General features: G+C 68.5%; 12 protein-coding genes. 7 read left to right on the plus strand and 5 right to left on the minus strand.

Going from position 1 to position 14,332, the window contains the following annotated elements; translation table 11 throughout:
* Nucleotides 1-31: 31 nt before the first annotated feature.
* Nucleotides 32-1,306: an MFS transporter gene (locus tag U4012_RS18430; RefSeq protein WP_321800592.1), complete on the minus strand. Its 1,275-nt coding sequence runs from the start codon at nucleotides 1,304-1,306 to the stop codon at nucleotides 32-34.
* Nucleotides 1,307-1,413: 107 nt separating this feature from the next.
* On the opposite strand from U4012_RS18430, the gene U4012_RS18435 reads away from it, so the two are divergent.
* The 3 genes from U4012_RS18435 to U4012_RS18445 all read left to right on the plus strand — a co-directional run bounded on the left by U4012_RS18435 (nucleotide 1,414) and on the right by U4012_RS18445 (nucleotide 3,164).
* Nucleotides 1,414-2,460: a LysR substrate-binding domain-containing protein gene (locus U4012_RS18435; RefSeq protein ID WP_321800595.1), complete on the plus strand. Its 1,047-nt coding sequence runs from the start codon at nucleotides 1,414-1,416 to the stop codon at nucleotides 2,458-2,460.
* A 69-nt stretch (nucleotides 2,461-2,529) separates the two neighbouring features.
* Nucleotides 2,530-2,784, plus strand: coding sequence for a prevent-host-death protein (locus tag U4012_RS18440; RefSeq protein ID WP_052664711.1), 255 nt, complete (start codon nucleotides 2,530-2,532; stop codon nucleotides 2,782-2,784).
* Entirely contained in the window at nucleotides 2,784-3,164 is a 381-nt protein-coding gene (locus U4012_RS18445; protein ID WP_044846165.1) for a type II toxin-antitoxin system VapC family toxin, read from the plus strand. Before U4012_RS18440 ends, U4012_RS18445 begins: the two co-directional genes overlap by 1 nt.
* A 21-nt stretch (nucleotides 3,165-3,185) precedes the next feature.
* Here the strand turns inward: U4012_RS18445 and dapA are convergent, their stop codons facing one another.
* Nucleotides 3,186-4,079 carry a 4-hydroxy-tetrahydrodipicolinate synthase gene (gene dapA, locus U4012_RS18450; protein WP_321800598.1) on the minus strand — a complete coding sequence of 298 codons (894 nt, stop codon included), beginning with the start codon at nucleotides 4,077-4,079 and terminating at the stop codon, nucleotides 3,186-3,188.
* A gap of 139 nt (nucleotides 4,080-4,218) precedes the next feature.
* Nucleotides 4,219-4,416 (minus strand): hypothetical protein, encoded by a 198-nt coding sequence (locus tag U4012_RS18455; protein WP_221622563.1) that lies wholly within the window; start codon nucleotides 4,414-4,416, stop codon nucleotides 4,219-4,221.
* Between the two features lie 116 nt (nucleotides 4,417-4,532).
* On the opposite strand from U4012_RS18455, the gene U4012_RS18460 reads away from it, so the two are divergent.
* On the plus strand, nucleotides 4,533-5,552 hold the full coding sequence (locus U4012_RS18460; RefSeq protein WP_321800601.1) for a sulfate ABC transporter substrate-binding protein: 1,020 nt from the start codon (nucleotides 4,533-4,535) through the stop codon (nucleotides 5,550-5,552).
* Between the two features lie 241 nt (nucleotides 5,553-5,793).
* Nucleotides 5,794-6,762 (plus strand): ion channel, encoded by a 969-nt coding sequence (locus U4012_RS18465; RefSeq protein ID WP_124893697.1) that lies wholly within the window; start codon nucleotides 5,794-5,796, stop codon nucleotides 6,760-6,762.
* Between the two features lie 74 nt (nucleotides 6,763-6,836).
* Here the strand turns inward: U4012_RS18465 and U4012_RS18470 are convergent, their stop codons facing one another.
* The gene (locus U4012_RS18470) at nucleotides 6,837-7,451 is read right to left on the minus strand and encodes a glutathione S-transferase family protein (protein WP_044846169.1); all 615 of its coding nucleotides are present in this window, start codon (nucleotides 7,449-7,451) and stop codon (nucleotides 6,837-6,839) included.
* Nucleotides 7,452-7,914: 463 nt separating this feature from the next.
* On the opposite strand from U4012_RS18470, the gene U4012_RS18475 reads away from it, so the two are divergent.
* Entirely contained in the window at nucleotides 7,915-8,472 is a 558-nt protein-coding gene (locus U4012_RS18475; RefSeq protein ID WP_321800607.1) for a sugar O-acetyltransferase, read from the plus strand.
* Between the two features lie 93 nt (nucleotides 8,473-8,565).
* On the opposite strand, the gene U4012_RS18480 is transcribed toward U4012_RS18475, so the two are convergent.
* Nucleotides 8,566-8,934, minus strand: a complete 369-nt coding sequence (locus U4012_RS18480) for a hypothetical protein (protein ID WP_321800609.1) — start codon at nucleotides 8,932-8,934, stop codon at nucleotides 8,566-8,568.
* A gap of 1,816 nt (nucleotides 8,935-10,750) precedes the next feature.
* Here U4012_RS18480 and U4012_RS18485 point away from each other — a divergent pair.
* Entirely contained in the window at nucleotides 10,751-14,323 is a 3,573-nt protein-coding gene (locus tag U4012_RS18485) for an indolepyruvate ferredoxin oxidoreductase family protein (RefSeq protein WP_321800611.1), read from the plus strand.
* Nucleotides 14,324-14,332 lie beyond the last annotated feature (9 nt).

The raw sequence follows: 14,332 nt of genomic DNA on the forward strand, positions 1-14,332 counted from the left end.
ACGGGCGTCGCCGCTGGCGCCCGCTTGCTGGCTAGCGGGCAAACAACGGGTACGTTGCCGCCGCGATCAGCGCGGTCGCGAGCCACACCACGCTCCACGAGCTGACGGCGAGCAGCGGCGGAATCGCGAGCGGCGTCGCGAACAGCCCGAGATAGACGACCGTGTTCGCCATCCCGAGGGCGGTGCCTGCGTGGTTCGCGCCCGCGAGCGTCGCGAGTTCGGTGTACGCGACGCCGTGCCAGGCCGACACGCAGATGCCGGCGAACACGAGGATCGCGACGATCGCGGCGAGCGGCACGTGCGGGCTGCCGGCGGTCGCGGCCGCGAGCAGCGCGAACGATCCGGACGCGACGCAGACCGACCCGCGCAGGTACGCACGCCGGTTGCCGTGCCGGTCGGTATGGCGGCCGCTCCACACGCGCATCACCATCGCGCCCAACTGCAGCGCGACCATCGCCGCGCTGATGCCGGCGAGGCCGAGCCGGCCGAAATCGTGCAGGAACACGGTCGCGAACGTGAGTACCGCGAACTGCGGCGCACACAGCGCACCGATGCCGAGCACGATGCGCCAGACGCGGCCGCTCGCGAGCGGACTGCGCGCGGGCGCGGCCGGCGATTGGTGCCCGACGGCGCGGTTCGCAGCGGCGGGCGCGGTGGCCGCCGTGTCGGGCGGTTCGTGCAGCCAGCGCCACGTGAGCGCGGCCGATCCGGCACACAGCAGCATCAGCGCGCCGTACACCGCGGCAAAGCCCGCATGCGACGCGAGCGACGGCAGCAGCGCCGCGCCGACGCCGCCACCGAGCGGCACGGCCGTCTGGCGGATGCTCATCGCGAGCCCGCGTTCGCGCTCGCCGAACCAGCGCATCACCGCGCGTCCGCTCGAGCCGTTCACGCTGCCGCCGAGCAGGCCGACGCAGCCCATCGCCGCGACGACGCGCATGAGCGGCGGCACCGCGTGCGCGGCCGGGACGATCGTGGCCACCATCAGCGCCAGCATCGCGGCGGTCGCGACGAGGCCGGTGAGCAGTACGCGGCGATCGCCGATGCGGTCGGCGGCGATCCCCCACGGCAGTTCGGACAGTGCGACGCCGAAGCCGAGCGCGCCGAGCACGAGGCCCAGCGCGCCGTTGTCGAGGTGATAGGCCGAGCGCATCCACACGGCGGTGGTCGGAATGCCCGCCGCGGCGGCGGAAAAGCTCATGTTCGCGGCGACGCCGGCCGCGAGCACGCGCCAGCGATGGGCCGGGCCGCGCGCGTCGCGCGCTGGCAAGGACGGGGACGGGGATGCTAGGCAGGAGGTATCCATGGCGATAGGGCCCGTGTGGAAATTGACATCGCCAGTGTGGCGACCTACATTCATCCTGAAAATCGGAAAGTTTTTGATGAATCGTTCGATAAAACGGGATGATTGAGATGTCCGGACAAGACCCTGCCCACGGCGAGGCGTCGCTCGTGGCACCCGACGCCACGCTGGCCCGGCCGAACTTCGACGTCGCGGCGTTGCGCAGCCTGGTCGCGGGTGTGGATCTCGGCAGCTTCGCGAAGGCCGCCGATCGCGTCGCGCGTTCGTCGTCGGCGGTGAGCGCGCAGATCCGCAAGCTCGAGGAACAGGCCGGCACGCCGCTGTTCGTGAAGGCCGGCCGCGGGCTCGCGCTGACCGACGCCGGCGACGCGATGCTGCGCTATGCGCGGCGGATGATCGAGCTGAACGACGAAGCGGCCGCGGCCGTGCGCGGCGTGAATCTCGACGGCTGGGTGCGGGTCGGCCTTCAGGAGGACTTCGGCGAAGCGATCCTGCCCGACGTGCTCGGGCGTTTCGCGCGTGCGCATCCGAAGGTGAGGATCGAGGCGCGCGTCGCGCGCAATGCCGAGTTGCTCGAGCGGCTCGACGCGAACCAGCTCGATCTCGCGCTCGTGTGGGGCGACCCGGCGTCGGCGGCGCTGGTGTCGCGCGCGGGCATCGACAGCGACGCGATCGCGCAGGTGCCGATGCAGTGGATCGCGGCGGGCGGCGCGAGCGGTTTCGGCGTGCCGGACGCCGACGGACCGGCGGATGCGGTCGACGACGGCGCCGCGCGTCTGCGTGCGATGCGCGCATCGGGCGAGCCGTTGCCGCTCGTCGTGTTCGACCGGCCGTGCCGCTTCTTCGGCGCGGCGACCGATGCGCTCGACCGCGCGGGCGTGCCGTGGCGCGTCGCGTTCACGACGCCGAGCCTGGCCGGGCTGTGGGCGGCGGCGGCGGCCGGCCTCGGGCTGACCGTGCGCTCGCACTACGGGCTGCCCGCGTCGGTGCGTGTGCTCGACGCGGTGTCGTCTGGGCTGCCGGCACTGCCGGGCCTGCCGCTGATGCTGCTGCGGCGGACGTCGTCGGCGACGCCGACCGTCGAGCGGCTCGCGCGGATCGTCACGCAGGCGGTGCGGGACGCGACGCGAGGGGACGCGGGGGCGCTGGCGGCGTGATGGCGATCGACACGCCTGCGCCCGGCTGGGCGTTCGGCCTATTGGTGGGACGGGGCGAATGTCGTGACAATGGTGGATCACTCAACGGAGGCCATCATGCAAGTTGCCACTGTCCCGGAAGCAGCGCTCGATCTTCAGCGGCTTCTCGATGCCGCGATCGCCGGCGAACGCGTCGTGATCATGCAGGACGGCAAGCAGTCGGTCCGGCTCGTGCCGCTCAAGCCGATTCATCCATTCGGCGCCCTCGAGGGCGAGATCTGGATTGCGGACGATTTCGATGCACCGCTTTCCGCCGAGGAGCTCGCGGCGTTCGAAGGTGAGTAATGCGGCTGCTGTTCGACACGCACATCTTTCTCTGGGCGGTGGCGAATGATCCGAAGTTGAGCGCTCGGGCGCGCAAGCTGATCGTCGCAGCCGACGAAGTGTTCATCAGCAGCGCGAGCATCTGGGAAGTCGCGATCAAGGCCGGGAAAGGGAAGCTGGACGTCGATGTGGATCGGTTGGTCGACAAACTGAACGCGAGCCAATATCGCGAACTGCCGGTTCGGGCCGCACATGGTGCGGCCGTACGTCATCTTCCCCATTACCATGGCGACCCATTCGACCGCTTGCTGGTCGCACAGGCCTGGTCCGAACCGATGCTGCTCATCACCGCCGACGGCCATCTTGCGCAGTATGGCGCGTCGCGGATTCTGACGGTCTGAAACAGTTTCGGGAGCGAAATCCTACGCTGCCGCGACCGTCTGCGCCGACGCCTCCAGCGCCGCGCACAGCTTGCCGAGCCTCTCCCGCAACCCCGCGCTCGCCGGCACGAACGGCAACCGCAGCCCGTCCTCGCACCACCCCTGTGCAGCCAGCACCGCCTTCACCGGCGCCGGATTCGGCTCCGCGAACAGCGCCGCGACGAGCGGCTGCAGCGCGACCGACAGCCGTCGCGCGTCGGCGAGCCGGCCGTCGCGCAGCAGCGCGTGGATGCGCACGTGCCATTCGGGCAGCACGTGCGCGCTGCTGGCGATCGCGCCATGCGCGCCGGCACACAGCGCGGCGAAGTTCTGGTTGTCGTCGCCGGAGAGGATCGCGAGCGGCGTCTCGTGCACGAGCCGGCTCATCCGGTCGAGCGTCCCGCCGCATTCCTTGATGCCCGCGACGCGCGGATCGCGCGCGAGCGCCTGCAGCGTCTCCAGTTCGACGTCAACGCCGGTGCGATACGGGATGTTGTAGACGAGGACCGGCAGGTCTGCCGCCTCGACGATCGCCTCGACGTGGCGGCGGATCCCGTCCTGCGTCGGCCGAACGTAGACGGGCGGCGTGACGAGCAGCCCGTCGGGCCGCAGCGCCGCGAGTTCGCGTGCGCGGGCGGCCGCGAAGTGCGTCGCGCTCGCGGTGAGCCCGACGACGATCGGCAGGTCGGGCACCGCATCGCGCAGCGTCGCGAACACGGCGTCCTGTTCGTGCGCGTCGAGCAGCACGCCTTCACCGGTCGTCGCGCCCGCGACGAACCCGGCGACGCCCGCCGCCGCATAGTGACGCGCGAGCCGCGCGAGCGCGCCGTGGTCGACCTCGCCGTCGTGGAACGGCGTGACGAGCGGCAGCCAGATACCTTCGAAACGTGTGTGCATGCAAAGCCTCATGGTGGAAACGGAGTGGGAAGGAACCGTTCCGCCGGCGGGGTGCCGGAGCGAGGCGTGCGAGCAAGGAGAAAGAAACGACCTGCGGGCATCCCGTCCGGCATTCGCCTGACGGGACGCGACGCCCCCGTCAGTCGAGGTGTCGTTTTTTCAGTTTCAGCCCGGCCGCGCGCGCGCCTGCCGCGATGGCGGCAAGGATCGACGGCGAACGCGGGGCAACGGACATGGATGAACCGTGAAAGGGGCTGAACGGCGATCTTAACACCGGATCCGGCGCGTACGCGAGCGACGCGCCCCTGCTTAGCAGAATTCGAGATTTGCTTTCCACGACAGATTGGAAAGTGCGTCGCGCCCGGCCGTTAGAATGCCCGCTTACGTTTCGATGACAGCGCGTACGCGTGCCGTCACGCATATCCACCACCACTGGAAACGGGGCATATCACGATGGCAAGCACCAAGGGGATCGGCCGCTGGCTGCACACGGGCGCCGCGGCCGCGCTGGTCGTGGCGGCCACGGCCGCGCATGCGGACACGTCGATCCTGAACGTGTCGTACGACGTGACGCGCGAGCTGTACAAGGACATCAACACGAGCTTCGCCGCCGCCTACAAGCAGCAGACGGGTGAAACGGTGACGATCAAGCAGTCGCACGGCGCGTCGAGCGCGCAGGCGCTGTCGGTGTTGCAGGGGCTGCAGGCCGACATCGTGACGATGAACCAGCCGAACGACATCGACCTGCTCGCCGAGCGCGGCCAGCTGCTGCCGAAGGACTGGCGCGCGCGCTTCCCCGACGGCAGCTCGCCGTACTCGACGACGATGGTGTTCCTCGTGCGCAAGGGCAATCCGAAGGCGATCAAGGACTGGAGCGATCTCGCGAAGCCGGGCGTGCAGGTGATCATCGCGAACCCGAAGACGTCGGGCAACGGTCGTTACGCGTACCTCGCCGCGTGGGGCTACCAGAAGCAGAAGGGCGCGACCGACCAGCAGGCGCTCGACTTCGAGAAGGCGATCTTCCGCAACGTGCCGGTGCTGGACTCCGGCGGCCGCGGCGCGACGACGACCTTCACGCAGCGCGGCATCGGCGACGTGCTCGTCACGTTCGAGAACGAAGTCGCGCTGATGGACACCGGTGCGTCGGGAGCGGAATTCGACGCCGTGTACCCGTCGGCGAGCATCCTCGCGGAGCCGCCCGTCGCCGTCGTCGACAAGGTCGTCGACAAGAAGGGCACGCGCAAGGTCGCGCAGGCGTATCTCGACTACCTGTACACGCCGCAGGCGCAGGAGATCATCGCGCAGCACCATCTGCGCCCGCGCGACGCGACCGTGCTGAAGAAGCATGCGGCCGAGTTCAAGCCGCTGAAGACGTTCAGCGTCGAGCAGGTTTTCGGCAGCTGGGCGAATGCGCAGAAGACCCACTTCGCCGACGGCGGCACGTTCGACCGCGTGATCGTCGACCGCAAGTAAGTTCGGCGGCAGGCGGCAGGCCGCAAGCCGCAAGCCGCAAGCCGCAAGCCGCAAGCCGCAAGCCGCAAGCCGCAAGCCCCAGGCCGCGCCGCGAGCACGCCGAACGACCGCGAAGCCGGCCGCCGATGCGGCCGGCTTTTTTTCGCGCCGCACGCGCGAGCCCGCTCCGCATCGCTGCGCATTCCCGGCCGCCGCCCGCGCGTGCTACGCTCATCGCCTCCTTGCTCCAGGCCCTTGCGCGATGAACGTCGATTCGTCCTCCCCAGCCACCCGCGGCCGCGGCCGCAAGATCTGGTCGGGCACCCGCCCCGTGATCGCGTACGGGATGCCGCCGCTCGGCTGGCGCGACCTCTATCACCGCGCGCTGACGGTGAGCTGGCCCGTATTCTTCCTGTCGCTCGCGGTGCTGTTCCTGCTGCTCAACGGCGGCTTCGCGACGCTCTACCTGCTCGGCCACGCGCCGATCGCGAACCAGTCGCCGGCCGGGTTCGCCGGCGCGTTCTTCTTCAGCGTCGAGACACTCGCGACGGTCGGTTATGGCGACATGCATCCGCAGACCGTCTACGCGCACGTCGTCTCGACCTTCGAGATCTTCATCGGGATGTCGGGCATCGCGCTCGCGACCGGTCTCGTGTTCGCGCGCTTCTCGCGGCCGCAGGCGAAGATCCTGTTCGCGCGTTACGCGATCGTGCGTCCGCTGAACGGGCGGATGACGCTGATGGTGCGCGCCGCGAATGCGCGCCAGAACGTGATCGCCGAAGCGCAGGCGAAACTGCGGCTGATGCGCGTCGAAGGCACGCACGAGGGTTATATGCTGCGCAAGATCCATGACCTGCCGCTCGTGCGCAACGAGCATCCGATCTTCCTGCTCGGCTGGAACCTGATGCACGTGATCGACGAAACGAGCCCGCTGTTCGGCGAGACGGCCGAGTCGCTCGCCGCGCGCGACGCGTCGCTGCTGATCACGATCGAGGGCTCCGACGAGACGACCGCGCAAGTCATGCAGGCGCGCTACTCATGGACGCATGCGGAGATCCGCTGGCGTCATCGCTATGTCGACCTGATGCACGACGAAGGCGGCATCACGCACATCGACTACACGCATTTTCACGAAGTCGTGCCGGTCGACACCGATACGGACGAGCGCGGTTCGCCGGGCGTGGTGGTCGAGGCCGGCACGGCCGCGCAGACGCCCGGGCCGGCTGCATGACGGCCGTGAACGGCGCGAACTGGCGCCGGCCTTCGGGCGCGGCCGCCGCGACGGAAGGCCGTGCCGTTCCCGCGTCACGCATGCAGCAGGCGCGCCGCTTCGCGCTGTTCGACCGCGACCGCGCGGCGATGGCCGTCGCGATCCTCGGCGCGCGCGACGTAGTCGCCGAGCACGCCTTCGTGCGGCAGCAGGTGCGCGTCGAACGCGATCTTCAGCGTGCTGGCGAGCAGCAGGTCGGCCGCGGTGAAGTGATCGCCGACGAGCCAGCGGCTGTGGGCGAGCGTTTGTGCGAGTGCACGCTGCACGCGCGTGATGTTGCCCCAGCCGAAGGCGACCGGATTGCCCGACGCGCCGGTGAATTTCTCGGCCATCGCCGGCTCGAGGCAGGTGGGCGTGAAGAACATCCACTGCAGGAAGCGGCCGCGCAGCGGATCGTCCGGTGCAATGCCGAGCCCGGCGCCCGGACAGCGATCGGCGAGATAGAGCAGCACGGCGCCGGATTCGGCGAACGGTTCGCTGCCGTCGTCGAGCGCGGGCAGCTTGGCCATCGGATTGACCTGGACGAACGCGTCGCTGCCCTGTTCGTGCGATCGCAAGTCGATCGGCACGAGCTCGTAGACGGCGCCGATTTCCTCCAGCATCCACAGCGCCCGGAATGCCCGGGTCTTCGGCCAGTAGTAGAGCTTCATCGCGCCTCCGCGTATGGGTGTGCGTGTCGGGTCGGTGGATGCTCAAGCGTACCCGAGCGGGAGAGGTTCGGACAGGGGCGGACGGCGAGAATGGCGGAGCCTGGCGCGGGCGCGGGGCGTGCGTGTCCGGGCGGATGCGGGCGGGTAGGGAATTTCCCGCAAAGCCTTGTATGGCGGAAGTTCATGAATTAACTAGTCATGAAACGACTAGTTTGAGATTGACGTATGCGTGCTCGGCTGAAGCGATCACGACCGTGCTGTTCCACGGCTTTGCAGCAGCGTCGTCGGCTGCCCGCACGAGCCCGGACGATGGCCGTCGGCGGGGCGCGAAACGTGGAAACCGGGTGACCCTGCGCGGGTCGACCGAATGACTGAATTCAAGGCGATGCGATCGTATTCGGCGAGTCAGGCGCTGCGTGATGCGCGGCGTGCCGGTTCGAGCGCGCACGGAGAATGGCAACGAATGGCGAACGACGATCGCACCACGATCATTCCCCGGCGCATGCCGGAATCGGCCGCGATGCGCGCCGAGCTCGGGCGGACGATGGCGATCACCGCGCGGCTCAATCGTCTGACGTTCGACGATGCGGACGACGTCCGGACATTGTTCGGAGAACTGATCGGAAGGGCGATGGACGACGGTTTTCTGCTGATCCCGCCGTTTTATGCGACGGGCGGCGCCGATACGCGGATCGGCCGCAACGTGTTCATCAACCAGAACTGCACGTTCTATGACCTCGGCGGCCTCGACATCGGCGACGACGTGATGATCGGGCCGAACGTCAGTCTCATCACGTCGGGCCATCCGGTCGAGCCGTCCCGCCGGCGCGACGCCGTCGTCGCCCGGCCGATCGTGATCGGGAGCAACGTGTGGATCGGCGCGGGTGCGACGATCATCGGCGGCGTGACGGTCGGCGAGAACTCGGTTGTCGGCGCGGGTGCCGTCGTGACGCGTGACGTCCCGCCGAATACGCTGGTTGGCGGAAACCCGGCGCGGATCATCCGTTCGATTGCCGAATGACGGCGCTTGCGGGCGCCGTCCGCTTCGGCGCGGATGTGGACAACCGGGTTTCCGCCCACTCGAAACGCTGTGGATTCGAACGGTGAGCGTGCGTCAGGAGGCCGAATTTGCGGGGCTTTCCGGCATCCGGCGCCGATCGCGGGCAGGTGCGTGAACCGACGTTGCCGCAGCGCCCGCGATGAATTTTTTCGCCGCGTCGGTTGTGGATATCCCGGCCTCGAAACCACTCGGCAGACTGTGCATTTCACCGGTGAGTGCGACCGGATGCGGCCGGATGCGCGATGCAGGGTGTGGACAACCGGGAATCGCGACGAAGAAAAATGCTGTGCCTTTGACCGGTGAGCGCCGCCGACCGATCGCGCGTGAGACTTGCTTGGTGCGGACTTCCGGGCGTCGCGCGAAATCCGGAGCGCCGCGCATTCTAACGGCGAGTGCGGAGCGGCGATAGAGCCGCGCGCTCATCGCGGTGTGGATATCCTGCCGTGGAATTCACTCGAAGCGCTGTGTATTTTATTGGTGAGCGTCGGTACCCGGACGGGCCAGGTGTCGCCTTGCGTGCCCGTTCCCGATCTTCGACGCGGCTTCGGGGTCGCGCATTCTAACCGCACACGCGATCGCGCGTGCCATTCGCGTGCTTGCCGCGATGTGGATATCCGGTCGCCTAAAGCAGTCGACGTGCTGTGTCTTTCGGTGGAGAGGGCGCGCGCGTGCTGCTCTGCCGCGTCGGTGCGACTGCGGATGCGTGGGCTTCGGCGTGGTTTGCATGTGCTGCCGGTCACGCCTGAATCGGCGCTTTTGTGCGACACCGTGCCTTCGCTCACCATCGAATTTCACAGTGTTCCGAGTGGTCGAGGATCGAGCTATCCACACCCGAATCGGCACCCTCGTTCGACTGCCGTGCCTTCGTTCACCGTCGAATTTCACAGGGTTCCGAGTGGTCGCGGATCGAGCTATCCACACCCGAATCGGCGTCCTCGTTCGACTGCCGTGTCGTCGCTCACCGTCGAATTTCACAGTGTTCCGAGTGGTCGCGGATCGAGCTATCCGCACCCGAATCGGCGTCCTCGTTCGACTGCCGTGTCGTCGCTCACCGTCGAATTTCACAGTGTTCCGAGTGGTCGAGGATCGAGCTGTCCACACCCGAATCGGCGCCCTCGTTCGACTGCCGTGCCGTCGCTCACCGTTGCAAGTCACAGCGTCTCGAGTGGTCGCGGATCGAACTATCCACACCCGAATCGGCGCCCTCGTTCGATCGCCGTGCCGTCACTCACCGTTGCAAATCACGGCGTTTGGCGTTGTCGTGGGGCGGCCTGTTCGCATCCGGATCAGCGCTCACCGTCGAAATGCACAGCGTTTCGAGTCGTCGCGGGTTGGGCTGTCCACACCCGGATCGGCATCCTTGTTCGATTGCGTGCCGATGCTCATCATCGAAATTCACTGGATTTTCAGTGCCTGGTGTGGGCGATATCCAAACCCGTGCCGGCACCTCGTCCGGCGACGCGACTGCATGCGCCGACGAACGCCAAGGCCGTGCGGGCGCTTGCGGAGGCGGGCCCATCCACACTGAAGCGCGCTGTCCCGCGTCGCCCCGACGCTCCGAAAAGTCGCGAGGGCGGACGGCGGTGTGGATATCGCGCTGCCGAATCGACTCGCAAACCTGTGCATCCCACAGGTGAGGACGAACGCCGCCTCATCGGGGCAGGAATCCGACGGTGTGGATATCTCCCGCCAACATCGACTCGCCGCGCTGTGAATTTCGACGGTGAGCGTCGGCATCCGCTCGAACCGCGGACCGATCGAGGTGTGGACATCCGACCTCCGGCGCGACTCGAAACCCTGTGCAACCGAATGGTGAGCGCGCGGGCCAGCCCGAAACGCAGCCCCGGCATTGTGGACATCCCGCACCCGCGACCAATCCGAACGCTGTGCATTCGATGGGTGAGGGCTCGCCCGTTCCGCCACCCGAGTCCTTGCCGCACGGCCTGCGAGCGTCTGCCGCCGCGCCCGCGGTCCGCCTCCCGCGCATTCCGGCCTTTTCGAGGCAACCCGCCTGCCCACCCCGACACGCCCCGAACAGCCGCCCGCCACCCCGCGCGAAAAATCTCTCGATTTCCGACCTAAACCTGCGCAGTTTTTCTCGCGCCGGCGTCATTCGAGCAAGATGAGAAAAAACTTTCTCGTCTCCCCGCGAAAAAATAGAGCCATCCAGCCGCAGCCCCGGCCGGCGTCTCCCGACGCCCCGTGCGCGGCCCAGAACACACAATCAGGAGACATCCCCATGACCGCCCGCCTGCCCGTCGACGGCACGCCCGCTCTATCCGACTACCGCCTGACCGACAACCTGACCGCCACGCGCGGCCGGATCTTCCTGACCGGCACGCAGGCGCTGGTCCGCCTGCTGCTGATGCAGCGGGCAGCCGATACCGCGCAGGGCCTGAACACGGCCGGCTTCGTCAGCGGCTACCGCGGCTCGCCGCTCGGGATGGTCGACCAGCAGCTGTGGAAGGCGAAGAAACTGCTCGACGGCAGCGGCGTGCGCTTCCTGCCCGCGATCAACGAGGAACTCGGCGGCACCGCCGTGCTCGGCACGCAGCGCGTCGAGGCGGACCCGGAGCGCACCGTCGATGGCGTGTACGCGATGTGGTACGGCAAGGGTCCCGGCGTCGACCGCGCCGGCGACGCGCTGAAGCACGGCAACGCATACGGTTCGTCGCCGCACGGCGGCGTGCTGGTGGTGGCCGGCGACGACCATGGCTGCGTGTCGTCGTCGATGCCGCACCAGAGCGACTTCGCGATGATCGCGTGGCACATGCCGGTCGTGAACCCGTCGAACATCGCCGACATGCTGGAGTTCGGCCTGTACGGCTGGGCGCTGTCGCGCTACTCGGGCGCGTGGGTCGGCTTCAAGGCGATCTCGGAGACCGTCGAGTCGGGCTCGACCGTCGATCTCGACGCGCTTCAGACGCAATGGCCGGCGCCGGCGGGCTTCGCGCCGCCGGCGGGCGGCCTGCACAACCGCTGGCCCGACCTGCCGAGCCTCACGATCGAAGCGCGCCTCGCCGCGAAGCTCGACGCGGTGCGCCACTTCGCGCGCACCAACAGTATCGACAAATGGATCGCGCCGAGCGCGCACGCGAACGTCGGCATCGTCACGTGCGGCAAGGCGCACCTCGACCTGATGGAGGCGCTGCGCCGGCTCGACCTCACCGTCGCCGACCTGGAAGCGGCCGGCGTGCGGATCTACAAGGTCGGCCTGTCGTATCCGCTCGAGATGACACGGATCGAAACCTTCGTCGACGGCCTGTCGGAAGTGCTCGTCATCGAAGAGAAGGGCCCGGTGATCGAGCAGCAGATCAAGGACTACCTGTACAACCGCGCGGACGGTGCGCGCCCGCGCGTGCTCGGCAAGCACGACGCCGAAGGCGCGTGCCTGCTGTCCGAGCTCGGCGAGCTGCGCCCGTCGCGGATCCTGCCGGTGTTCGCCACCTGGCTCGCGCGGCACAAGCCGGCGCTCGACCGGCGCGAGCGCGTCGTCGATCTCGTCGCGCCGCAGATCCTGTCGAACGAGGCGGACGCGGTGAAGCGCACGCCATACTTCTGCTCGGGCTGCCCGCACAACACGTCGACGAAGGTGCCGGAAGGCTCGATCGCGCAGGCCGGCATCGGCTGCCACTTCATGGCGTCGTGGATGGAGCGCGACACGACGGGCCTGATCCAGATGGGCGGCGAGGGCGTCGACTGGGCCGCGCACGCGATGTTCACCAACACGAAGCACGTGTTCCAGAACCTCGGCGACGGCACCTACTTCCATTCGGGCATTCTCGCGATCCGCCAGGCGGTCGCCGCGAAAGCGAACATCACGTACAAGATCCTCTACAACGACGCGGTCGCGATGACGGGCGGCCAGCCGGTCGACGGCAGCATCTCGGTGCCGCAGATCGCGCGGCAGGTCGAGGCGGAAGGCGTGTCGCGCTTCGTCGTGGTGTCCGACGAACCGGAGAAGTACGACGGCCATCACGGGCTGTTCCCGAAGGGCACGACGTTCCATCACCGCAGCGAACTCGACGCGGTGCAGCGCGAGCTGCGCGAGACGCCGGGCGTCACCGTGCTGATCTACGACCAGACCTGCGCGGCCGAGAAGCGCCGCCGCCGCAAGAAGGGCGAATTCCCCGATCCGGACAAGCGGCTGTTCATCAACGACGCGGTATGCGAAGGCTGCGGCGACTGCGGCGTGCAGTCGAACTGCCTGTCGGTCGAGCCGCTCGAGACGCCGCTCGGCCGCAAGCGCCGCATCGACCAGTCGTCGTGCAACAAGGACTACTCGTGCGTGAACGGCTTCTGCCCGAGCTTCGTGACGGTCGAAGGCGCGGCGCTGAAGAAGGCCGCGGGCGCGGCATTCGACGAAGCCGCGCTCGCCGTGCGCGTCGACGCGCTGCCGGTGCCCGCGACCCATCTCGATGCGGCGCCGTACGACATGCTGGTCACCGGCGTGGGCGGCACGGGCGTCGTGACGGTCGGCGCGCTGATCAGCATGGCCGCGCACCTCGAAGGCAAGAGCGCGTCGGTGCTCGACTTCATGGGCTTCGCGCAGAAGGGCGGCTCGGTGCTGTCGTTCGTGCGGATCGCGTCGAGCGACCGGTGGCTGAACCAGGTGCGCATCGACACGCAGCAGGCCGACGTGCTGCTCGCGTGCGACATGGTCGTCGGCGCGAGCGCCGAGGCGCTGCAGACGGTGCGCCACGAGCGCACGCGGATCGTGGTCAACACGCACCGGATTCCGAACGCGTCGTTCGTGCAGAACCCCGACGCGAACCTGCACGCGGATGCGCTGCTCGAAAAAATGCATCACGCGGCCGGCGACGGCTACCTGTCGAGCTGCGACGCGCAGGCGCTCGCCGCGAAATTCCTCGGCGACTCGATCGGCGCGAACATCCTGATGCTCGGCTACGCGTGGCAGCTCGGCCTCGTGCCGGTGTCGCTCGCCGCGATGATGCGCGCGATCGAGCTGAACAACGTCGCGGTGCCGATGAACAAGCTTGCGTTCGCGATCGGCCGGATGGCGGCCGGCGACGCGGCGGGCCTCGACGCATTGTGGAACGCGCGTCACGCGGTGGCCGTGCAGGTTGTGCCGGAGACGCTCGCCGAACTGATCGCCGATCGCGAAGCGCGCCTCGACGCCTACGGCGGCGTGCGTTACGTCGAGCGCTACCGCGCACTGGTGAACGCGGCCCGCGCGAAGGGCGACGATGCGCTGACGCGCGCGGTCGCGACGACGTTCTACCGGCTGCTCGCGGTGAAGGACGAATACGAGGTTGCCCGGCTGTATGCGGACGGCGCGTTCCGCACGGCGCTCGAAGCGCAGTTCGAAGGCGTGCCGGGGCAGGACTATCGCGTGAAGTTCAATCTGGCGCCGCCGACGGTCGCGAAGGCCGGCCGCGACGGCAGCGTGCCGAAGAAGCGCGTGTTCGGCCAGTGGATGTGGCCGGTGCTCGGCACGCTCGCGCGCGTGCGCAGCCTGCGCGGCACGTGGCTCGATCCGTTCGGCCGCACGGCCGAGCGCAGGATGGAGCGCGCGCTCGCGGACGACTACGAAACCACGCTCACGCACGCGCTCGCCGCGGTGACCGCCGGCAATGCGGCGCAGGTCACGCAGCTGGCAGATCTTCATGCCCGCGTGCGCGGCTTCGGTCACGTGAAGGTGCGCAACCTCGCGGGCGTGAAGCGTGCGGAGCGCGAGCTCGCGCTGCAGCTCGGCATCGACGCGGCGACGAGTGCGGCAGTGCAGCACGCGCTCGACGAGATGAAGGGCGCGGGAATGCTGAAGGGGATTCCGGTCGTCGTCGCGAAGTAACGCCGCGGC

The organism is Burkholderia sp. BCC1988 (genome assembly GCF_905339895.1).
In the GTDB taxonomy this organism is placed as follows: Bacteria; Pseudomonadota; Gammaproteobacteria; order Burkholderiales; family Burkholderiaceae; genus Burkholderia.

Bases quoted from the DNA above. Each gene is read 5' to 3' on its own strand.
- U4012_RS18430 (WP_321800592.1), bottom strand. From the start codon at position 1,306: ATGGATACCTCCTGCCTAGCATCCCCGTCCCCGTCCTTGCCAGCGCGC.
- U4012_RS18465 (WP_124893697.1), top strand. From the start codon at position 5,794: ATGAACGTCGATTCGTCCTCCCCAGCCACCCGCGGCCGCGGCCGCAAG.
- U4012_RS18435 (WP_321800595.1), top strand. From the start codon at position 1,414: ATGTCCGGACAAGACCCTGCCCACGGCGAGGCGTCGCTCGTGGCACCC.
- U4012_RS18440 (WP_052664711.1), top strand. From the start codon at position 2,530: ATGGTGGATCACTCAACGGAGGCCATCATGCAAGTTGCCACTGTCCCG.
- U4012_RS18460 (WP_321800601.1), top strand. From the start codon at position 4,533: ATGGCAAGCACCAAGGGGATCGGCCGCTGGCTGCACACGGGCGCCGCG.
- U4012_RS18470 (WP_044846169.1), bottom strand. From the start codon at position 7,451: ATGAAGCTCTACTACTGGCCGAAGACCCGGGCATTCCGGGCGCTGTGG.
- dapA (WP_321800598.1), bottom strand. From the start codon at position 4,079: ATGCACACACGTTTCGAAGGTATCTGGCTGCCGCTCGTCACGCCGTTC.
- U4012_RS18475 (WP_321800607.1), top strand. From the start codon at position 7,915: ATGGCGAACGACGATCGCACCACGATCATTCCCCGGCGCATGCCGGAA.
- U4012_RS18485 (WP_321800611.1), top strand. From the start codon at position 10,751: ATGACCGCCCGCCTGCCCGTCGACGGCACGCCCGCTCTATCCGACTAC.
- U4012_RS18445 (WP_044846165.1), top strand. From the start codon at position 2,784: ATGCGGCTGCTGTTCGACACGCACATCTTTCTCTGGGCGGTGGCGAAT.
- U4012_RS18480 (WP_321800609.1), bottom strand. From the start codon at position 8,934: ATGAGCGCGCGGCTCTATCGCCGCTCCGCACTCGCCGTTAGAATGCGC.